The 21281-nt window shown below is 60.5% G+C and carries 16 protein-coding genes and 1 pseudogene; 7 read left to right on the top strand and 10 right to left on the bottom strand.

Annotated elements, in window-relative coordinates; all coding sequences use genetic code 11:
* The 4 genes and pseudogenes from QZ638_RS13780 to QZ638_RS13765 all read left to right on the top strand — a co-directional run.
* Positions 1–611: pseudogene (locus QZ638_RS13780) on the top strand (acetyl-CoA C-acyltransferase); the annotation flags it as partial.
* A gap of 22 nt (positions 612–633) precedes the next feature.
* Positions 634–2853 (top strand): 3-hydroxyacyl-CoA dehydrogenase NAD-binding domain-containing protein, encoded by a 2220-nt coding sequence (locus QZ638_RS13775; protein ID WP_295811444.1) that lies wholly within the window; start codon positions 634–636, stop codon positions 2851–2853.
* Positions 2854–3002: 149 nt separating this feature from the next.
* Positions 3003–3548 carry a thioesterase family protein gene (locus tag QZ638_RS13770; protein ID WP_295811441.1) on the top strand — a complete coding sequence of 182 codons (546 nt, stop codon included), beginning with the start codon at positions 3003–3005 and terminating at the stop codon, positions 3546–3548.
* Between the two features lie 62 nt (positions 3549–3610).
* Positions 3611–4228, top strand: coding sequence for a 2-hydroxychromene-2-carboxylate isomerase (locus QZ638_RS13765; protein ID WP_295811438.1), 618 nt, complete (start codon positions 3611–3613; stop codon positions 4226–4228).
* Between the two features lie 3 nt (positions 4229–4231).
* Here QZ638_RS13765 and QZ638_RS13760 read toward each other — a convergent pair whose 3' ends face one another.
* Together QZ638_RS13760 and cueR are read right to left on the bottom strand one after the other, a co-directional pair.
* Complete coding sequence (locus tag QZ638_RS13760; RefSeq protein WP_295811434.1) at positions 4232–4732, bottom strand: MmcB family DNA repair protein; 501 nt, start codon at positions 4730–4732, stop codon at positions 4232–4234.
* 38 nt (positions 4733–4770) lie between these two features.
* Positions 4771–5160, bottom strand: coding sequence for a Cu(I)-responsive transcriptional regulator (gene cueR, locus QZ638_RS13755; protein WP_295811431.1), 390 nt, complete (start codon positions 5158–5160; stop codon positions 4771–4773).
* A 194-nt stretch (positions 5161–5354) separates the two neighbouring features.
* On the opposite strand from cueR, the gene QZ638_RS13750 reads away from it, so the two are divergent.
* A complete protein-coding gene (locus tag QZ638_RS13750; RefSeq protein WP_295811449.1) occupies positions 5355–5978 on the top strand; it encodes a L,D-transpeptidase in 624 nt (207 codons plus the stop codon).
* 97 nt (positions 5979–6075) lie between these two features.
* Here the strand turns inward: QZ638_RS13750 and QZ638_RS13745 are convergent, their stop codons facing one another.
* The 6 genes from QZ638_RS13745 to QZ638_RS13720 form a co-directional block, all read right to left on the bottom strand.
* Positions 6076–6651, bottom strand: a complete 576-nt coding sequence (locus QZ638_RS13745) for a NifU family protein (RefSeq protein ID WP_295811428.1) — start codon at positions 6649–6651, stop codon at positions 6076–6078.
* A gap of 92 nt (positions 6652–6743) precedes the next feature.
* A complete protein-coding gene (locus QZ638_RS13740) occupies positions 6744–7235 on the bottom strand; it encodes a universal stress protein (protein ID WP_007008142.1) in 492 nt (163 codons plus the stop codon).
* Between the two features lie 92 nt (positions 7236–7327).
* The gene (gene trpS / locus QZ638_RS13735) at positions 7328–8395 is read right to left on the bottom strand and encodes a tryptophan--tRNA ligase (protein ID WP_295811426.1); all 1068 of its coding nucleotides are present in this window, start codon (positions 8393–8395) and stop codon (positions 7328–7330) included.
* A gap of 70 nt (positions 8396–8465) precedes the next feature.
* Positions 8466–9656, bottom strand: coding sequence for an acyltransferase (locus tag QZ638_RS13730; RefSeq protein WP_295811424.1), 1191 nt, complete (start codon positions 9654–9656; stop codon positions 8466–8468).
* Between the two features lie 68 nt (positions 9657–9724).
* Positions 9725–11284 (bottom strand): murein biosynthesis integral membrane protein MurJ, encoded by a 1560-nt coding sequence (murJ, locus tag QZ638_RS13725; RefSeq protein ID WP_295811422.1) that lies wholly within the window; start codon positions 11282–11284, stop codon positions 9725–9727.
* A 160-nt stretch (positions 11285–11444) separates the two neighbouring features.
* Positions 11445–14243, bottom strand: coding sequence for a [protein-PII] uridylyltransferase (locus QZ638_RS13720; RefSeq protein ID WP_295811420.1), 2799 nt, complete (start codon positions 14241–14243; stop codon positions 11445–11447).
* 134 nt (positions 14244–14377) lie between these two features.
* On the opposite strand from QZ638_RS13720, the gene QZ638_RS13715 reads away from it, so the two are divergent.
* Complete coding sequence (locus tag QZ638_RS13715) at positions 14378–15337, top strand: small ribosomal subunit Rsm22 family protein (RefSeq protein WP_295811417.1); 960 nt, start codon at positions 14378–14380, stop codon at positions 15335–15337.
* Positions 15338–15371: 34 nt separating this feature from the next.
* On the opposite strand, the gene mutS is transcribed toward QZ638_RS13715, so the two are convergent.
* The gene (mutS, locus tag QZ638_RS13710; RefSeq protein WP_295811447.1) at positions 15372–18065 is read right to left on the bottom strand and encodes a DNA mismatch repair protein MutS; all 2694 of its coding nucleotides are present in this window, start codon (positions 18063–18065) and stop codon (positions 15372–15374) included.
* 172 nt (positions 18066–18237) lie between these two features.
* Between mutS and QZ638_RS13705 the strand changes: the two genes are divergently transcribed.
* The gene (locus tag QZ638_RS13705; protein ID WP_295811415.1) at positions 18238–20523 is read left to right on the top strand and encodes an NADP-dependent malic enzyme; all 2286 of its coding nucleotides are present in this window, start codon (positions 18238–18240) and stop codon (positions 20521–20523) included.
* A 107-nt stretch (positions 20524–20630) separates the two neighbouring features.
* On the opposite strand, the gene QZ638_RS13700 is transcribed toward QZ638_RS13705, so the two are convergent.
* The coding region (locus QZ638_RS13700) for a DUF3800 domain-containing protein (protein ID WP_295811414.1) at positions 20631–21281 on the bottom strand (651 nt) is incomplete at its 5' end.

Genomic DNA, 21281 nt, shown 5'->3' with positions numbered 1-21281 from the left:
CCATTCTCGACCATGACGAGCATATGCGCCCCGGAACCGACATGCAGGCGCTTGGCCAGTTGAACCCCTCTTTCGTGATGCCCGGTGAGATGGGCGGTTTCGATGCTGTCGCCGTACAGCGCTATCCGGAGCTGGAAAGCATCAATCACGTCCACCACGCGGGCAATTCGTCGGGCATCGTCGATGGCGCGGCTGCCGTTCTGCTCGGTTCGCGCAAGGCCGGCAAGTCCATGGGGCTGGAGCCGCGCGCAAAAATCCGCGCCTTCACCAATATCGGCTCCGAACCGGCAATCATGCTGACCGGACCGGTCGACGTGACGGAAAAGCTTCTGAAGAAGGCCAAGATGAAGCTTTCGGACATCGACCTGTTCGAATTGAACGAGGCTTTCGCTTCCGTTGTGCTGCGCTACATGCAGGCCTTCGAAATCGACCACGACCGGATCAATGTGAATGGCGGCGCCATCGCCATGGGCCACCCGCTCGGCGCAACCGGCGCGATGATCTTCGGCACGGTTCTCGACGAGCTGGAGCGCCGCGACCTGAACACGGCGCTCGTCACGCTGTGCATCGGCGCGGGCATGGGCACCGCAACCATCATCGAACGCGTTTGAGCTGTCGGGGAGAGATCAGACCATGACCGACTACAAGAATTTCACCGTAGACGTGGACACAGACGGCGTAGCACTCCTCACCTGGGACATGCCGGACCGCTCCATGAACGTCTTCACCGAAGAGGTGATGAACGAGCTGGATGCGATCATCGACCAAATTGCCGGCAGCGACGAGATCAAGGGCGCTGTCATCACCTCCGGCAAGGAGACTTTCTCCGGCGGCGCGGACCTGACCATGCTGCAGAAGATGCTCGGCCAGTTCGAGAAGGAAAAGGCCAAGGACCGCAAGAAGGCGGTCAAGCTGCTGTTCGACAATGCCGGCCGCATGGGCTGGCTCTGGCGCAAGCTTGAAACCTCCGGCAAGCCGTGGGTCTCGGCCATCAATGGCACCTGCATGGGCGGCGCATTCGAGCTTTCGCTTGCCTGCCATGGCCGTGTCGCAGCCGACAGCCCGGCAGTGAAGATGGCACTGCCGGAAGTGAAAGTGGGCATTTTCCCCGGTGCGGGTGGCACCCAGCGCGTGCCGCGTCTGGCGAAACCGCAGGAAGCCCTGCAGATGCTGACCACCGGCCAGACGCTGACGCCGCAGAAGGCGAAGGCCATGGGGCTGATCCACGAGATCGCCGCGCCGAAGAAGCTGGTCGAGACCGCGAAGAAGATGATCCGCGACGGACTAAGCCCGGTTCAGCCATGGGACGAGAAGGGCTTCAAACTGCCCGGCGGCCCCGTCTACTCGGCGGCGGGCGCAAACCTCTGGCCGCCGGCAATCGCCATCCTGCGCCGCGAGACCTACAACAACTATCCGGCAGCAAGCGCGATCCTGAAATGCGTCTATGAGGGCATGCTGGTGCCCTTCGACACGGCGCTGACCATCGAGCAGCGCTACTTCACCGAGATCATGCAGACGACCGAAGCGAAGATGATGATCCGCTCGCTCTTCGTCTCTTTGCAGGAACTCAACAAGGGCGCGCGCCGCCCCGAAGACGTGCCGACCAAGAAGTTCAAGAAGATTGGCGTGCTCGGTGCCGGCTTCATGGGCGCAGGCATCGCCTTCGTCACGGCCAAGGCCGGTATTCCGGTCGTTCTGATCGACCGCGACACGGCATCCGCCGAGAAGGGCAAGGCGCATTCCGCCGATCTCATGGACAAGGCCATCAAGAAGGGCCGCGCCACCGCCGAAGACAAGGAAAAGCTCCTTTCGCTCATCACACCGAGCGAGGATTATGCGGAGCTTGAGGGCTGCGATCTGGTGATCGAAGCGGTGTTCGAGGATTCGGAGATCAAGAGGGAAGCGACGGAGAAGGCCGAGGCCGTTCTCAAACCGTCCGCCGTCTTCGCCTCCAACACCTCGACCATTCCGATCTCAGGTCTGGCGAAGAACTCCAAACGCCCGAAGAACTTCATCGGCATTCACTTCTTCTCGCCCGTCGACAAGATGATGCTGGTCGAGATCATCATGGGCAAGAAGACCGGCAACAAGGCGCTTGCCGTGGCGATGGACTATGTGCGCGCCATCAAGAAGACGCCCATCGTGGTCAACGACACGCGCGGCTTCTACGTCAATCGCTGCGTCCTGCGCTACATGCAGGAGGCCTTCTCCATGGTCATCGAAGGCGTTCCGGCCCCGATGGTGGAGAATGCCGCGAAGATGGCCGGCATGCCCGTCGGCCCGCTCGCGCTCACCGATGAGACGGCTGTCGACCTCGCCCAGAAGATCATGAAGCAGACGGTGCGCGATCTCGGCCCCAAGGCCGTCGACCCGCGCCACATGGAGCTGATCGACACGCTGGTCGACAAGCATGGCCGCCTTGGCCGCAAGAACGGCAAGGGCTTCTATGACTATCCGGCCAAGCCCGCCAAGAAGCATCTGTGGGCCGGCCTGAAGGATCTCTATCCGCAGAAGAACCCGGACAAGATCGATGTCGAGGAATTGCAGGAGCGCTTCCTCGCCACAATTGCGCTGGAAGCGGCCCGCATCATGGAGGAAGGCATTGTCGTCGATCCTCGCGAGGCGGATGTCGGCTCCATTCTCGCCTTCGGCTTCGCGCCCTACACGGGCGGTGCGTTGTCCTACATTGACGGGATGGGCGCGGAAACTTTCGTTGCCATGACCAAGCGCCTGCAGAAGAAATACGGCAAGCAGTTTAAGGCGCCGAAACTTCTTCTGGAAATGGCCGAAAGCGGCGAGGCCTTCTACCAGCGCTTTGCGCCTGAAAAGGCGGCAGAGAAAAAGGCCGCCTGACCGCACACCGCTGAAACGACAAGCACTGTCCCGTATGCATTTCGCATCCGGGGCGGTGAAAGCGGCTACATTTGAAAGCGCCGTTTCCCACAAACGCCTCAAGCGCTGGGAGGCGCCGCCCAACGCCAACCCGATCAGGATATAAAATCATGTATGTCTGGATGCGTCTTCTTCGCGTGGCCGCCACACGCAAGAGCCGGGGCGTCTATCGGCTGGGCGATGAGAGCAAGCTCTCCTTCCGCTGCCTTCCCACCGATATCGACATGAACATCCACTTGAACAACGCCCGCTACATGATGCTGGCGGATATGGGGCGGATCGACATTTTCCTGCGCAGCGGGCTGATCGGTGCCGCGCGCAAGCGCGGCTGGGCGCCTCTGCTCGGTGGACTGCAGACAGCCTATGTGCGTGAGGTTCGCCTCTGGCAGCGTTTCGATGTGGTTTCAACCATCGAAACTTGGGATGGCACGCAGATCATCGGTCAGCACCGATTTGTGCTTGGCGACGGGCGCGTTGCGGCCATGGTGCTGACCACCGGTGGCGTCTACGACAAGCGCGGCAAACGCTTCGTTCCCGTCGATGAGCTGATGGGCGCACTCGGTTATAACGAAGCCCCTCGCCCGCCCGATAACGAGGAAAAGACCTTTATGGCTTCGCATCAGGGCTTACGCGCTCGCGCAAAAGTGTTGTCCTGACGTCTTTGCGCGGGAAACACCCGCAGCTAGTCTCCGCACGTCCATTTATTCCGGAGATATTGATGACGACCACTGTCGATTATTATTTCACATCCGCGTCACCGTTCACCTATCTCGGTCATCAGGCGTTTCGCACCGTGCTCGACAAACACGGCGCAAAAGCGCGGGTGAAACCGATCAACCTGATGGGGGTATGGGAAATCTCCGGCGCGGTACCGCCAGCCAAGCGTCCACCCGTACGTCAGCGCATGCGGCTGGTCGAATTGCAGCGCATAGCCGATTTCCGCGGCCTGCCGATCAACAAGACGCCCAGGCACTGGCCCGTGGACCCTGCACTGTCAGACCATGTGATCACCGCGTTGGTGGCGGCGGGACATGACCCGTTAAGCTACATGGAACGTGTTTTCGCTGCCCTGTGGGCAAACGAAGAGAACATCGCCGATCCCGACACTCTGGAAAAGTATCTGGAACTGGAGAAGTTCGACGCCGCGTCGATTCTCAAGAAAGCACAAAGCGAAGCAGTTGCCGAAATCCGCACACAGAACACCAAAGATGCCGTGGAAGCCGATGCTGTGGGCGTACCAACCTACGTCCTGAACGGCGAAGCATTCTTCGGGCAGGACCGCGTCGAGTATCTCGATCACGCCTTGGCCAGCGGGCGCAAACCGTTCACCGCGTGAATTTCATCCCGTCTCGGTCTCGACGATTGGCACGTCGATACCGGCAAGCTCGGCTGCGGTGACCCGCGCCGCGCCCGCCCGCGCAAAACGCAGCATCATGGCCTTGCGCGTGGCGGCGGCCAGGCGATGCTCTTCGGGCTCACGCAGGATTTCTGCTCCATAGCCGTCCGACAGGATAAAGCCACACTCGTCGGGGAAGATTTCCGTCGGCACATCGGGGTGGGTGGCAAAAAAGAATCGGTCGGAATGGTCCCGGTAATCAGGCCATTTCCGATCCACTCGGAAATCCTCAACCGAGGATTTGATTTCTATGATCCAGATGTCGCCTTTCCTCGTCAATGCAACGAGATCGGCACGTCGGCCATTGGCCAGCGTCAACTCCGGCAGAACGACCGCGCCCATAGTTGCAAGAAGACGCTGTACGCCTCTGCGAATGACCATGGCACGATCCGACTGGCGGCCATCGGTCAGGGGGTTGACGGGAATCGGAGAGATGATCGGCATGACCGGAGTATGCCACCGCCGAAGGCCCGTTTGAAGCGCTACCGGGCTCCGGCGATGTCGTTCAGGATAGGGCAATCGGGACGACGGTCGCCGCGGCAGGCATCGATGAGCGTCGTAAGCGTGGCGCGCATAGCGTGCAGCTCGGCGATCTTCTCGTCGATCGCTTCCACATGCGAGACAGCGATCCTGCGCACGTCCTGGCTTGCGCGTTGCCTGTCACGGTAGAGTGCCATGAGCTGACGGCATTCCTCGATGGCGAATCCGAGACCGCGCGCGCGTTTCAAAAACGTCAGGAAATGCAAGTCCTCGTCGCTATAATCGCGATAGCCATTATCTGCCCGCTCCGGGGCTATCAGGCCAATTTCCTCATAATAGCGAATCGTCTTGGCAGGTAATCCCGAATGTCGGGCGGCCTCTCCAACGTTCATGATGCGGCTCCTGGCTTCCATCCAAATGAAATTGGGGATTGTGTTGCCCGTTTGCAATAATGAGCCCGAATAAGGAAATTACAGCACGCCAACGGCGCTGAAATCTTGGCAATTTGTTAACCAAGAATTTAACAATGATGGTCAAATTGCGGCCTGGTTCAGGCACAGTTAAGTTATTCGGGCTGGGGGAAGGCATGAAATTCAAATCAATCGTCATTGCTGCGGCACTGGGATTTGCAACAGCACTTGCCGGCTGTACGTCGGGCGGCCCCTTCAAGGTGTTCACCTCCGACTACGGCATGGTGAAGGACGCTGGCTACCAGTTGCCGCGTATCCCGATCAGTGAGGTGCCTCGAAAGTATCATCGCCAGATCGTTTCCTACGAAACCAAGGAAAAGCCCGGCACCATCATTGTCGACACCAACGCAAAGTTTCTTTACCTCGTGCTGGATGATGGCAAAGCCATGCGCTATGGCATTGGTGTCGGCCGCGAGGGCTTCGAATGGGCAGGCACGGCGCGCATTGCAATGAAGCGCGAATGGCCCACCTGGACGCCGCCCTCCGCGATGATTGGTCGTCAGCCTGAACTAGCGAAATGGCGCGGCGGCATGCCGCCCGGCCTTTCCAACCCCCTCGGCGCGCGCGCGCTTTATCTTTTCAATCGCGGCGGCGATACGGGTTACCGTCTGCATGGCACGCCCGAGTGGCGCTCTATTGGCAAAGCGATGTCGTCCGGATGCATCAGATTGATGAACCAGGACATCATCGACCTTTACAACCGTACCGAAGTTGGGGCAAAAGTAATCGTTAAGCGGTAGCAACCGTCTCAGCGACAAGGATCGGCCGATCCGATCCTGAAAAAAAACCGGGTCTCAAAGCCCGGTTTTTTCACGTCTGAGCCCTGATTGACAGCAATCAGAGCACCTGCTCGACTTCCCGGACCTCCGGTACGAAGTGATGAAGCAGGTTTTGAATCCCGTGCTTCAATGTCGCCGTCGAGGAGGGGCAGCCCGCACAGGCGCCCTTCATGTGAAGGAACACTGTGCCTTTTTCGTAGCCGCGGAATGTAATGTCGCCGCCATCCTGAGCAACCGCCGGTCGCACACGCGTATCCAGCAATTCCTTGATCGTGGAGACAATCTCCTGATCCGCCTCATCATAAAACTCACCATCATCGGAGACAGGCAGACCGCCTAATCCGGCCTTTGCCATAACCGGCTGGCCCGACATAAAGTGCTCCATGATCGTGCCGAGAATCGCGGGTTTCAGGTGCTGCCAGTCCGGCCCATCCTCTTTGGTCACCGTGATGAAATCGTAACCGAAGAAAACGCCTGTCACACCAGAAATCGCAAACAGGCGTTCAGCCAGGGGCGAGGTCTCGGCGGCCGAGCCCGCCTCGCGGAAATCCGCCGTTCCTTCCTCCAGGACCACGCGGCCAGGCAGGAATTTCAGCGTCGCGGGATTGGGGGTCGCTTCGGTCTGAATGAACATGGTGTTTTTCCGATCTGGCGTTTCTTGGAATTATTCTAAAATAGGCGGAAACGATGGACTGTTCAAGCGCGCATATGGGGAGCGTTGCAGCCTTATGCCAGGCTTTCGATTTCCTCGTCGCTCAGATTCTGCGGCACGACGGTAACGGGAATGGGAAAAGCGGCCGTCTTGCCGGCAATGGACGAGACGAGTGGGCCCGGACCTTCCTTGGAACTGCCTGCGGCTAGAACGAGGATCGCAATATCCTGATCCTCTTCGATCAGTTTATGGATCTCATCGGCAGATTTTCCCTCGCGCACGACGAGTTCCGGCTCGATGCCGATGGTTTCGCGCACCTTCGTCGCATGGGTATCGAGTGCCGCATTGGCCGTGGCCGTGGCTTCCTCGCGCATGATCTGTTCGACCCCCAGCCAATGCTGAAAATCGCCGGGTTCGATCACGAAAAGGAGCACCAGGACACCGTTTGTCGACTGGGCACGCCGCGCCGCATAGGCGACCGCCCGTTCGCATTCCGGCGTGTCATCGATAATGGCAAGGAACTTGCGGCGGTGCCCTGCCTCGCGGATCAGTCGCTTGGAGACCATTCACACGTCCTGTTTCGCAGGCGAGTTACCCGCCTTTCCAGCGCAATCTGCCATCGCGAAAAGCTTTCGGCAAGACAAGGTCGTCAAAGGGCTCAACCGTCGATGAGCCCGATGATCTCGCGCACCATCTTCATGGTCGCCTCGGCCTTTTCGCGCGCTCGGCCGGAGCCCTCGCGCAGAACGCCGTCGATATAAGCCGGATCGGCCAGAATGCGGCGCATCTCACCGGCGATCGGCGCCAGCTTCTCGACCGCGAGTTCGGCCAGGGCAGGTTTGAACTCCGAAAACTGGCGACCGCCAAACTCGGTGAGCACGGAAGTACTCGTCGTTCCGGAAAGTGCAGCGTATATGCCCACGAGATTTTGTGCTTCGGGACGTTCGATCAGGCCGCCCAGCTCGGAAGGCAATGGCTCGGGATCCGTTTTCGCCTTCTTGATCTTCTTCGCTATCGCATCGGCCTCGTCGGTGAGGTTGATGCGCGACAGATCGGACGGGTCCGACTTCGACATCTTCTTGGAGCCGTCGCGCAGGCTCATCACCCGCGTGATCGCGCCGTCGATCAAAGGCTCGGTGAGGGGGAAGAAGCCATTCACCTTTTCCTCGCCAACCTCCATATCGACGCCATAGCCGAGCTCGGCTATGCGCCGGGAGAAATCGTTGTTGAATTTCTGTGCGATGTCGCGCGTCAACTCGAGATGCTGCTTCTGATCATCTCCCACTGGCACGTGGGTGGCACGATAAACGAGAATGTCTGCGGCCATCAGGCTCGGATAAGCGAGCAAGCCGAGCGAGGCGTTCTCACGGTCCTTGCCGGCCTTGTCCTTGAATTGCGTCATGCGGTTCATCCAGCCGATACGCGCAACGCAGTTGAAGATCCATGCAAGTTCGGCGTGCTGCAGCACCTGGCTCTGGTTGAAGACGATGTTCTTCTTCGGATCTATGCCGCTCGCCAGGAAAGCGGCGGTGATCGAACGCGTCTGATCGGCCAGGTCGTCATGCGCCATGGTCGCGGTCAGAGAGTGCAGATCGACGACGCAATAGATGCACTCATGGCTGTCCTGTAACGCCACGAATTTCTGCAGTGCGCCCAGATAGTTGCCGAGGTGAAGATTGCCCGTCGGCTGAACGCCGGAGAAGACGAGCTCCTTGAATTCGCTCATGGATCTTTCCTGAATGCCTTTTGGAGCGCGAAAACCGCGCAATGGCTTATGAACGACGCGAAACCGGCAATCAAGCCCCACGCGTTGATTGGGTCTCCGCCCCGCCTGCTGGCAGCGGTCGTCCGCGCGGCTGAAGTCCCACCAGCAGGCCGCACCGGCCTGGCAACCATTCGGCCGCAATGGCGAGCAGGAACGAGCCGGCAAAGGTCGCCGAAAGCACAAGCGCATACTCCGCCCACACGCCGAGCCCGAGCGGTAATACATAGTAGAGCGCGGCCAGAACCACGGTTTGATGCACGATGTAAAGCGGGAAGACTTTGCGGTTGAGCCAGGAGATTGTAACGCTCGGCGCATTCAAATGTTTCGCTGTAAATCCGCACAGCGCCAGGATCATCGACCATGCCAGCGCCATCAGCAATGTCTTGAAGAGCGGCGTCATGGTCTCGTAATCGCCGATGGAGATGCCGGCGCTCGTCCAGGAGAACAGATAGAGCGCTGCGGTTAACGCCATGGCACTGGCTGCGCTCCACCAGCGCAGCCCTACGATATTGCCGATCAGCGCCTGATGGTAGCGAGCGAAGAGAAAGCCCAGGCCGAACCAGCTTGCCCACACCGCAAACCAAGCCCCGTCATTGTAGAGCGCATTGGTCTGGCGTGGGAAAATGGGCGACAGCGCGAAATTGAGCACAAGCGGCAGAAGGAAAAGCAGATAGACCCAGGCTGAGGCTGCAACTCGCTGAAACCAGTCGGTCACCGGCTTCATGAAAGGCTGGTCAATCAGACGGAAGACCGGATAGCAGACGAAGGTCATCGCCAGAAGATAGGCGACGAACCACATATGCGCCCAAGTGAAATTGCCTTCCGGATATTTCCCTTCCGTGAAATAGCGTGTCAGCCAGAAGGTGAGGAACGACCCCTGATAGCCATCCTCATACATGCGCTCATACCAGACCTGCGGTACGATGACGACGCACATTGCGAAGATCAGCGGCGGAAAGAGCCGCAGGAACCGGCCCTTCAAAAAGCTGAGATCACGACACCGGCGATAGACGAACCACGTTCCCATGCCCGAAACGAAGAACAGGAGAGCCAACCGCCAGGCGCGCGGGAATTTCATGACAAGCGACAGCGTGGCGTTGCCTTCCGGCGCTTCGATCAGCCATTTCATATCCGGGAAGAAAGCCACTGAGGCGTGGTAGACGATCAACAGCATGAACGCTGAGACGCGCAGGAAATCGATGTAGTAAAGTCGTTGCTGCATGCGTCTCCCCCGAACGATAAAGGCGACGTTATCCGGATCGCCTTCGCATTCCGTTAATGAGAGATGCTCTAGCGGCCGCGCCTCCTGACACGGGTAAGTTCCGCCCGGTCGATGCCGCCGGTCAGAAGCGCCACCCCGAAATAGATAATTGCCCCCAAGCCTACGATGATGCCGACCGCCAGGATGCGCACGATCAGCAATTCGTGACCGACGAACTGATGCAGTGATGCAAGCAGTGCCCAGACGACAGCGCCCATCATCGCGCTGGCGAGCAACATGAAAGCGACACGCCGCAGCGTGACGGGCGAAGGCCGGAAATCGCCGCGCTGCCAGAGCGTGATCGCCAGAAGCAGAACATTGACCCAGGCCGAGAGCGCGGTCGCTGCGGCGATTGCCACATGGCCATAGATGGGGAAGAGAAGCAGGCTTGCCGCGATGTTGACCACGACCGTGACCAACGAGAACCACATGGGCGTGCGCATGTCTTCGCGCGCGAAGAATGCCGGCTGAAATACCTTGGTCAGCACATAGGCTGGCAGGCCGCTGGCGAAGGCGGCGAGCGCTGCAGCCGTCATCGCCGTGTCGATCGCGGTGAATTGGCCACGCTCGTAAAGTACGGCAACGATGGGCGCCGGCATCACCATGAGGCCGACGGCAGCGGGCAATGTAAGCCCCAACGCGAACTCCATAGAGCGGTTCTGCAGATGCTGTGCGTCGGCTTGGTCTCCGGCCTTCAGCGCCCGGGAAAGCTCCGGAAGAAGCACCACCCCCACGGCAATGCCGATCACGCCAAGCGGAAGCTGGTTGATGCGGTCGGCGAAGTTCAAAAGCCCGATAGCGTTGTCTTGCGAGGAGGCGATGATCTGCCCCACGAGAAGGTTGATCTGCATGATCCCGCCGGTCAGAAGCGCCGGCGCCATCAGCACGAGCAAGCGCTTGACGCCGGGCGTCAAGTGCGGACGACGCACCCGCATGGAATAGCCTGCCTGCCGTGCGCCCTGGACCAGGAAGAAAAGCTGGGCCAAGCCCGAGACGAACACGCCCCAGGCCAGCCAGACACCCGTCTGTCGTGGATCGAATCGCCAATAGAGCGCTGCCAGAAGAACGCCGATCAGGATCACGTTAAGCAGCGTCGGCACCAGCGCGGCGAGAAAGTAATGGCGCATCGCGTTGAGGATGCCGGAAAACATGGCCACGAGTGACATGCAGAACAGGTAGGGGAACATGATCCGCGTCATGACCACCGTCAGATCGAACTTCTCCGGCGTGTCGGAAAAACCCGGCGCGATGACGGTTGCAACGAGGAATGGCATGAAGAGCATGGCAAGCGCCGAAAGCGCTAGCAGGACCGTCATCAGAACGGCCAGCACATCCTCGCCGAAACGGCGCGCGGCCTCCACGCCACCGCCCTCCATCTCTTTTGCGAAAAGCGGAATGAAAGCGGTGTTAAACGCGCCTTCGGCAAAAAGCCGCCGGAACAGGTTGGGAAAGCGGAAAGCGGCATAGAAGGCGTCCGTAACCGGGCCAACGCCGATAGCAGCGGCAATGAGCGCCTCGCGCGCAAAGCCGAGAATGCGGCTGGCCATGGTGGCACTGCCGACGCTGGCGAATTTTCCGATAAGGCTCATGGATTGGAAAACCTGAAGGTGAAGACGGGAGACCGCCCGTTATTGAAACCAATTTGCCGCCGAAACTCTCCGGCATGTGCCCTCAAGCCAAGCCCGAGGGTCCGTGCCGAAACGGCAATCCACGCGTCCTGCAGCGTGAACCCATTCCCCACGCGGGCTCTCATTCGGCAGCCGCCCGGGCCCTGCTCCTGGCGGGACGTTCGGAACCGCTTTCGAGCGTCTTCAGAAGCGCTTTGCGGATGGCGTCCAGCCGATCCGGGCTGACGATCTTCTGGCCGGTCAGATCGGTGACATAGAACGTGTCGATCACCTTCTCGCCAAAAGTCGTGATATGCGCTGAAGCGATGTCGAGCGAGAGATTGGACAACGTCTCGGTCAACTCCGAGAGCAGTCCCGCACGGTCGAGACCTTTCACCTCCACCACGGAAAAGCGGTTCGACAGCGTGTTGCCGATTTCCACACGCGGTTCGACACGAAAGGCCTTGGTACCACGACGTGGTTTTGCGCGCTTCTCGATCATCTCGGGCAAATAGGATTTGCCGGACAATACATCCTCGATGAGCTTGCGCACACGCTCGGCACGGCGGCGCTCATCGGCATCGAAATCGAACTCGCGGCCGATAAGAATGGTGTCGAGCGCGCGGCCATGGGTGGTGGTAAAGATCTGTGCATCGACAATGTTCGCTCCGGCGGCCGAGCAAGCACCGGCGATGATCGACAGGAGGCGCGGATGATCTGGCGCGAAGACGGTGATCTCGGTAACTGCCTCGAACGTATGCGGTTTGACCATGGTGGCAAATGGCCGTTCTTCCCGGTCGGACGCGCGAATGAAATCCGCATGGCGGATCTGGTCGTCGAGATCGACGGCAAGCAGATAGGCTGAATAGTGCAGGTCGAGATAATCCTCGATATCCTTTTCAGGCCATTCCTTCTCGTCGAGAGCGATGGCAAGCCGCTGCCGTGCCTCTTCGGCCCGGGTGGCGCGCGAGGCTTCCGAGAAACCACCGGTTAGGAGCACTTCGGTCTCGTAATAAAGCGTGCGCAAAAGCTGACCCTTCCAGCCGTTCCACACGCCCGGTCCGACACCGCGAATATCACACACCGTCAGCACCAGAAGCAGCTTCAATCGCTCCACCGACTGAACCATATCGGCGAAATCCTGAATGGTCTTGCGGTCGTTCAGATCACGCGTCTGAGCAACCAGCGACATGTCCAGATGATGTTCGACCAGCCAGGCGATCGTTTCCGTTTCCTTGGCATCGAAGCCCATATGCGGGCAGAGCCTGCGGGCAATACGCGCGCCTGCCGTCGAATGATCCTCCGGGCGGCCCTTGGCGATGTCGTGCAACAGCAGTGTGGTGTAGAGAACGGGTCGCCACGCCTTGAGCGAGGGCATAAGGGAGTGCGACAGCGGGTGCAGCTTCTCCCCGTCCCCGTGCTCGATTTCCGAAAGCACGCCGATGCAGCGGATCAGATGTTCATCGACCGTGTAGTGGTGGTACATGTTGAACTGCATCATCGCCACGATCTTGTTGAAATCGGGAATGAGCTTGCCGAGCACGCCGGCCTCGTTCATGCGGCGCATGTTGAGCGCCGGATCGCGATCCGACGTCAGCACTTCCATGAAGAGGCGATTTGCCTCCTTGTCGCGACGAAGATTTCGGTCGATCAGCTTCAAAGAACGAGTGAGCAGCTTCAACGCTTCGGGGTGATATTCCAGCCCGTGTCGGTCAGCGAACCAAAAAAGCCGTAGCAGGTTTACCGGATCGCGCTCGAACACGCCCTCATCGGCAACGTTGATACGGTGGTTGTCGACGATGAAATCACCGGTGCCGGCGAGTTTTCTGCGGCGGCGCGAGAAATTCATGAAGAAGCGATTGAAGCCGGGCACATGTTTGCCCTGCTCCTCCTCCAGCCCCGCACAGAAGATACGGGTCAGATCGCCCACGCCCTTGGCGGTCAGGAAATAGTGCTTCATGAAGCGCTCGACCGCCGACAGGCCGGGATGGCTCGTATAGCCAAGCCGCTCGGCAATATCGCGCTGAATATCGAAATGCAGCCGCTCTTCCGCCTTTCCGGTGAGGAAATGCATGTGGCAGCGCACCGCCCAGAGAAAATCCTCCGCCTTGCGAAACTGCAAATATTCCTTGCGGGTGAAGACGCCCTGCCCCACCAGATCCTCGGCGCGGCGCACGCGATAGAAGTATTTGCCGATCCAGAACAGCGTGTGCAGGTCGCGCAGGCCGCCCTTGCCGTCCTTCACATTGGGCTCCACCAGATAGCGGCTCTCGCCCGCCTTGGCATGGCGCAGGTCGCGCTCGGCGAGCTTGGCCTGACTGTACTCTGCGCCCGTGTCCTTGACCACTTCCTCGTCGAAACGCTCGACCATCTCTTCGTAAAGAGGTTTCTCGCCACAGATGAAGCGCGCTTCCAGCACCGCCGTGCGGATTGTCATGTCGGTCCGCGCCTGGCGAATGCACTCGTCGATGTTGCGGGTGGCATGACCGACCTTAAGCCCCATGTCCCACAGCATGTAGAGCACATATTCCACGATCTGCTCGCCCCACGGGGTCTGTTTGTAGGGAAGAAGGAACAGCAAATCTATGTCGGAGCCCGGCGCCAGTGTGCCGCGCCCATAGCCGCCGACGGCGACAATTGCCAGGCGTTCAGCCGAAGACGGGTTCTGCGTCGGATAGACATGCGTTGCCGCAAAATGCTGCACCTCGGTGATGATGACATCCATGAGATGCGAAAGCCGCGACGCGCAGGCCGTGCCGCCGCCATCGTTCATCAGCATTGTTTCGGCCGATTTACGCCCTTCGGCGATGCGCGCTTTCAGCGTCGCCATCACATGAGCGCGCACGTCCGATCCGCTCGATTTTTCGGTAAAGCCTGCGAGCTCGGCGCGCAATGCTGCGCCATCGACGATCTGATCGAGCTTGAGTGGAACCTTGGCCATGAGTTTCCCAGATTGGCGGCGCTGTATAGCGTGTTTTCGCGCGCAGCGAAACGGCTGTCAAAAGTTGCGGTTGCGACGTTCCGGTCATGCCGCTATGTCCGCACGGGATCGAACACCAATGACACGGGTTTCAAATGGAGCTTCCCGCGCCACTGCGCCAGGCGGTCGACGCGTTTCTCGAAGGCACTCCGCTTTCCGAGATTCAGGACGCCGCCCAGCGCCTTTCAAAACGCTACCGCGCCGAAACCCGTGACGGCAGCCTGCATGTGGGCGATGCGCTGGCGGCAAAAGCCTATCTGGCAACCCGCCTGCCCGCCACCTACGCCGCAATTCGTCAATGCCTTTCGGAAACGGCGGACCGCCGTGAAGGTTTCGCGCCGGCGCGGCTGCTCGACATAGGTGCAGGCCCGGGCACTGCGCTCTGGGCGGCCCGTGCGGAATGGCCGGAGCTCGGCGCGGCAACGCTGGTTGAAACGAGCGCTGCCATGCGCGAGGCCAGCGCGAGGCTTGCTGAAGCGCTCTCCATCGATACGGACTGGTACGCGGCAAACGTCGAAGACGGTCTAACCGATATTGCGCCCGCCGACCTCGTGACGCTCTGCTACGTTCTGGACGAGCTTGCCCCGGCGGCGCGCGATACGCTGATCGACCGGCTCTGGGCTTTGACTGCCGACACGCTGGTGATCGTCGAGCCCGGAACGCCCGCCGGCTGGCAGCGCATTCTTGCCGCGCGCGACCGGCTGACCGCTCTTGGCGGACACATTCTAGCACCCTGCCCGCATCACGCGCCCTGCCCGGTAAAAGCGCCCGATTGGTGCCATTTCTCCCGCCGCGTGGCGCGCTCGCGCCTGCACCGCACCGCCAAGGGGGGCGAAGTGCCGTGGGAGGACGAGAAGTTCAGCTATCTGGCGATTTCGCGCCATGCACCCGACGACCGCCCTCCACGCGTGCTCGCCCCACCGAAGACGGCGAGTGGCATGGTACGGCTGAAATTGTGCACCGAGGACGGCGCCCTCGACGAACGTCTCGTCACGCGCCGCGAGGGTCGCATCTTCAAGGCCGCCCGCAAGGCCGGTTGGGGCGACACGCTTTAGCAAGCGTAAGCGCCATCTGCATCGTAACACCCACCTACTTCTTCGCCACGAGCTGCTTCAAACGATAAAGCGCATCCAGCGCCTCGCGCGGGGTCAGGTCGTCGGGGTTGATCGCCAGCAATTCCTCGCCGACGCGATCCGGCGTCTGCGGCACTTTCGCTTCCTGCTTCGCCGCCACAGAGAACAGCGGCAGGTCGTCGATCAGCTTCGAGGCCTTGCCCGAGGTTTCGCCCTCTTCGAGCTGCTGCAGCACTTCGCGCGCCCGCTCCACCACCGCATGCGGCAGGCCGGCAAGCCGCGCCACCTGCACACCGTAGGAACGGTCGGCCGCGCCGCGTCCCACCTCGTGCAGGAACACCACGTCGCCCTCGAATTCCTTCACCCGCATGGTCACGTTGGACAACCGCCCGAGCTTTTCGGAAAGCGCGGTCATCTCGTGGAAATGGGTGGCGAACAGCGCGCGGCAGCGGTTTTCTTCATGCAGATACTCGACCGCCGCCCAGGCGATGGAAAGGCCGTCGAACGTCGCCGTTCCCCGCCCGATCTCGTCGAGGATCACGAGCGCGCGCGGGCCCGCTTGGTTGAGGATCGCCGCCGTTTCCACCATTTCGACCATGAAGGTGGAGCGCCCGCGCGCCAGATCGTCCGATGCGCCGACACGGCTGAAAAGTCGGTCCACCACGCCGATGCGGGCAACGGACGCCGGAACGAAGGAGCCCATCTGCGCCATCACCGCGATAAGCGCGTTCTGGCGCAGGAAGGTCGATTTACCGCCCATGTTCGGACCGGTGAGAAGCCAGATGGCACCGGCCTGCTCCGAACTGAGAGGCGACAGGTCACAGTCATTGGCAACGAATGGCTCGGCGAGCTGTTTGCGCAGGGCTTGCTCCACCACAGGATGACGTCCGCCCTCGACGTGAAAATCGAGGCTGTCGTCCACTTGCGGGCGGCAATAATCTTCCGCCTCCGCAAGGGTGGCCAGCGCGGCCGAAACGTCGAGCACTGCCAGCGCATCGGCGGCGGCGCGGATCGTGCCGGCGGCGGCCACGGCCTCCGCGAGAAGGGTCTCGAAGGCTGACAACTCGATCTGCAATGCCCGGTCCGCAGCATTGGCTATTTTCGTTTCAAGCTCCGCGAGCTCCGTCGTTGTAAAGCGCATGGCATTGGCCATGGTCTGACGGTGGATGAAGCGCGCCTTGGCCTCGTCCGTACCGTTCATTGCGGCGGCGTTGTTGGCCGTCACCTCGATATAGTAGCCGAGCACATTGTTATGCCGGATCTTGAGCGACTTGACGCCCGTTTCATCCGAGAGCTGCCGCTCCATCTCGGCAATCACCCGGCGCGACTGGTCGCGCAGCGCGCGCATTTCGTCGAGTTCTTCATTGTAGCCGGCGCGAATAAACCCGCCATCGCGCTTTAGAAGAGGCAATTCGTCGGCGAGCGCCCGCGACAGATGCGCGGCAAACTGCATCGGCAAGCCGGCGATGCCGGAAAGCGCTCCGGCGAGCTCGGCGGGAACCTCCTTTCCCTGAAGCAGTTCGGCCACGCCATGCGCGGCCTCGAAACCGGACGCGAGGGCGCCCAGATCGCGCGGGCCGCCACGGTTGAGCGCCAGCCGCGAGAGCGCGCGGGCGATGTCCGGCACGCCCTTTAGAAGCCGGCGCGCATCTTCGCGCAGTCCCGGCTCGGCAAGGAAGAACGACACAGCGTCAAGCCGCCTGCCAATCGCTTCGGGATCGGTGAGCGGCGACATGAGCCGCTCGAAGAGAAGCCGGCTTCCCGCACCCGTCACCGTGCGGTCGATCGCCTTGGCGAGACTGCCGTCGCGGCTGCCCGAAAGCGTGCGGCCAAGCTCCAGATTGGCGCGGGTGGCCGGGTCGATGAAAAGGCTCGCCCCCTCGTCGTCGCGCTCCGGCCGGCCAAGCGGCGGGCGCTCCGCCTTCTGCGTCTTCTCCACATAGGCGACCGCGCCCGAAATGGCCGAAAGCTCGGCGCGGGAATAGCGGCCAAAGCCTTCCAGTGTCGCCACACCATAAAAGCGCGTCAGGCGCATTTCGGCGGAGGCGGAATCGAACAGGTTCGCCGGCTGCGGATTGGCAACCCGCCCCAGAACATCGAATGCGGGCCGGAAGGCATCGTCGTAATAGACGGCTTCCGGCACGATCAGCTCGCGCGGGTCGATCCGCAGCACATCGGCGAGGAGGCGGTCGGGGGCCGTCGGCGCCACGCGGAACGCGCCGGTGGAAATGTCGATCCAGGCGAGCGCCAGGCTCTCATCGCCGCCCTTCACCCGGCCGAGCGCCATCAGGTAATTGGACTCGGAGGGATCGAGCAGCTTTTCCTCGGTGATGGTGCCCGGCGTGACCAGCCGGATCACGTCGCGCTTCACCACCGATTTGGAGCCCCGCTTCTTGGCTTCCGCCGGATCTTCCATCTGCTCGCAGACGGCCACGCGATGGCCAAGCCCGATCAGTTTCTGGAGATAATCGTCTGCCGCGTGTACTGGCACGCCGCACATGGGAATATCGTCGCCCTGATGTTTGCCGCGCTTGGTGAGCGTGATGCCCAGCGCCCGGCTGGCGATTTCGGCATCCTCGAAGAACAGCTCGTAGAAATCACCCATTCGGTAGAACAGCAGCGAATCGGGATTGGCCGTCTTGATCTCGATATACTGCGCCATCATCGGCGTAGCCCCCGCGGCGGCGGCCTGCATTGCCTTGTGGCGCATGGGCGTTTCGTCGTTCAAGGAGGGCTCTCCGGCTTTTGACCTAGCTTCAAAACAACAGCTTCAATCTGCTTGGCCATTTACTGGGCAAAAGTGTAGCCTTATGCACCCGTCACTGGCAAAACTCCACAGAAAGCATAAAGCCAGAGCCGTCTCCCGGAGGAAACACACAGACATGTCCGCCAGCAAAAAGCCTGAACGTCAGGGGCCGTCCGTCAGCCCGCAGGAAGCGCTCGATTTCCACGCCACCGGCAGACCCGGCAAGCTCGAGATCACGCCCACCAAACCGATGGCGACCCAGCGCGACCTGTCGCTGGCCTATTCGCCGGGTGTGGCGGTTCCCGTTCAGGCCATAGCCGAAGACCCGAGCCGCGCCTTCGACTACACGACGCGCGGCAACATGGTGGCCGTCATTTCCAACGGCACGGCGATCCTTGGCCTCGGCAATCTGGGCGCGCTTGCCTCCAAGCCGGTGATGGAGGGCAAGTCCGTCCTCTTCAAGCGCTTCGCCGATGTCGATTCCATCGATCTCGAGGTAGACACGGAAGACGCCGACGCCTTCGTCGATTGCGTCAAGCTGCTCGGCCCCTCCTTCGGCGGCATCAATCTGGAAGACATCAAGGCGCCCGAGTGCTTCATCATCGAAAGCCGGTTGCGCGAGCTGATGGACATTCCAGTCTTCCATGACGACCAGCACGGCACGGCCATCATCGCGCTCGCCGGCCTCATCAACGCGCTGCATCTGACCGACCGCGACATCAAGACGACGAAGCTTGTCTGCAATGGCGCGGGTGCGGCCGGCATCGCCTGTATCGAGCTTGCCAAATCGCTTGGCCTCGCGCCGGAAAACGTCTTCCTCTGCGACACGAAGGGCGTGGTCTACAAGGGCCGCGAGGAAGGCATGAATCAGTGGAAGTCGGCCCACGCCGTAGAGACCGAAAAGCGCTCGCTCGCCGAAGCGCTCGACGGCGCGGATGTGTTTTTCGGCCTTTCGGCCAAGGGCGCGCTGACGCCGGCCATGGTGCAGTCCATGGCGAAAAACCCGATCATCTTCGCCATGGCCAATCCCGACCCGGAGATCACGCCGGAGGAAGTGGCAGAGATCCGCACGGACGCCATCATGGCGACGGGCCGCTCGGACTATCCCAACCAGGTCAACAACGTCCTCGGCTTCCCCTACATCTTCCGTGGCGCGCTCGATGTGCGGGCGACCACCATCAACGATGCGATGAAGGTGGCTGCCGCCGAGGCGCTGGCGGAACTTGCCCGCCAGGATGTGCCGGACGACGTGGCCGCCGCCTATCAGGGCAACCGCCCCAAATACGGCCCGAACTACATCATCCCCGTGCCGTTCGACCCGCGCCTCATCTCGGCGGTGCCGGTGGCGGTCGCAAAGGCCGCGATGGATTCGGGCGTTGCCCGCCGCCCCATCATGGACATGCAGAAATACACGAACGAGCTTTCCGCGCGTCGCGATCCGCTCGCCTCCACGCTCCAGCGCATCCACGACCGGGTCCGCCGCCAGCCCAAGCGCGTGGTCTTTGCCGAGGGCGAGGAAGAACAGGTGATGCGCGCCGCCGCCTCCTATGTGAACCAGAAGCTCGGCACCGCCATTCTTCTGGGCCGGGAAGAACAGATCCGTGAGACGGCGCGCCATGCGGGCGTCGACCTTTCCAAATCCGGCATCGAGATCATCAATGCGCGGCTTTCGCGCCGCAACAGCATCTATGCCGACTATCTCTATGAACGCCTGCAGCGGAAGGGCTATCTCTTCCGCGATGCGCAGCGCCTGATCAACAACGACCGCAACCATTTCGCCGCAACCATGGTGGCGCTGGGCGATGCGGATGCGATGGTGAGCGGCGTGACGCGCAACTATTCCACCGTGCTCGACGATGTACGCCGCGTGATCGACGCGCGCCCCGGCCACCGGGTGGTCGGCGTCACGCTGGCGCTGTGCCGCGGGCGCACCGTGCTGGTGGCCGACACGGCGGTGCACGACATGCCCAATTCCGAGGAGCTGGCCGACATTGCCGAGGAGGCCGCCGGGCAGGCCCGCCGCATGGGCTATGAGCCGCGCGTGGCGATGCTCGCCTATTCCACCTTCGGCCACCCGCCGGGCGAACGCTCCGAGCGCGTTCAGGAGGCGGTGAAAATCCTCGACAAGCGCCGGGTCGATTTCGAATATGATGGCGAGATGGCCGCCGATGTGGCGCTGAATCCGAGCCTGATGCAGCAATATCCCTTCTGCCGCCTGTCGGGCCCGGCCAACGTGCTGGTCATGCCCGCCTTCCACTCCGCCTCCATCTCCACCAAGATGCTGCAGGAACTGGGCGGCTCAACCGTCATCGGCCCGCTTCTGGTGGGGCTGAACAAGTCCGTTCAGGTGGTTTCGCTCAATGCGAAGGATTCGGATATCGTGAACATGGCGGCGATTGCGGCTTATAATGCGGCGGTGTGAGGGGGGACCCATCCGGTTGGTCGCGCAATAGCGCGACCAACTGCTTCTGCGCGCCACCTAAGAAAGTTAAACGTCCTCCTGAACAGGCTTCCAATAAACTGAATCGATCAACCGTTCCTCATACCAGAAATGAATTCCCGGGTCTCATCATCAACATTCAGATCTCGCACTGAATGAACACAATACAGACCGGCATCGCAAACTTTCTTGGTATTATGGCTTGCAAAAAACTTTCCAGACAATTCACGAAGGTATCTTATCTCAGAAATCCCGTAGTTACCCTTGCTCTTGTCAACACATCTATACAGCGCGTGAGCTACCAAATCGGCTATTTGAAGAAGACTTTCTTCAGATTTATTTTTCGTAGATATCCTGTCAATATTTATGTAACTCAAATTCTCTGTGAACTTTATCAAAGGCTTCCTTTGGCACGCTTTGAGAAAAGTCCTCATTCTTGAATAGTTTAAATTCGCCTCTTCAAAAACTATATCTATATCTTCCGGCGAAATCCCGCGCATCCTTGCGAAAAACCCAATGCGCTCCATAAGATACTGAGAGCATTTATTATAGTACTTTCCACTATCATTCGATATTGAATACTTATAATCCCGCAGCGTTTCCTTCCTGGAGATTACACCAAATAACGTCAACTCAAGATTCGACACAGTTTTTTCAAACTTGACTATTTGATTATGATTCAAACTCGCGCAATGAAGATTGTCGCGCTTGAATTCAGCACAAAGATCTCCCAAGAATTG

The organism is uncultured Nitratireductor sp., from assembly GCF_913053745.1.
Classification (GTDB): Bacteria; Pseudomonadota; Alphaproteobacteria; order Rhizobiales; family Rhizobiaceae; genus Nitratireductor.
The sequence above is the reverse complement of the archived record's forward strand: the minus strand, read 5'-3'. Positions and strand labels throughout refer to the sequence as shown.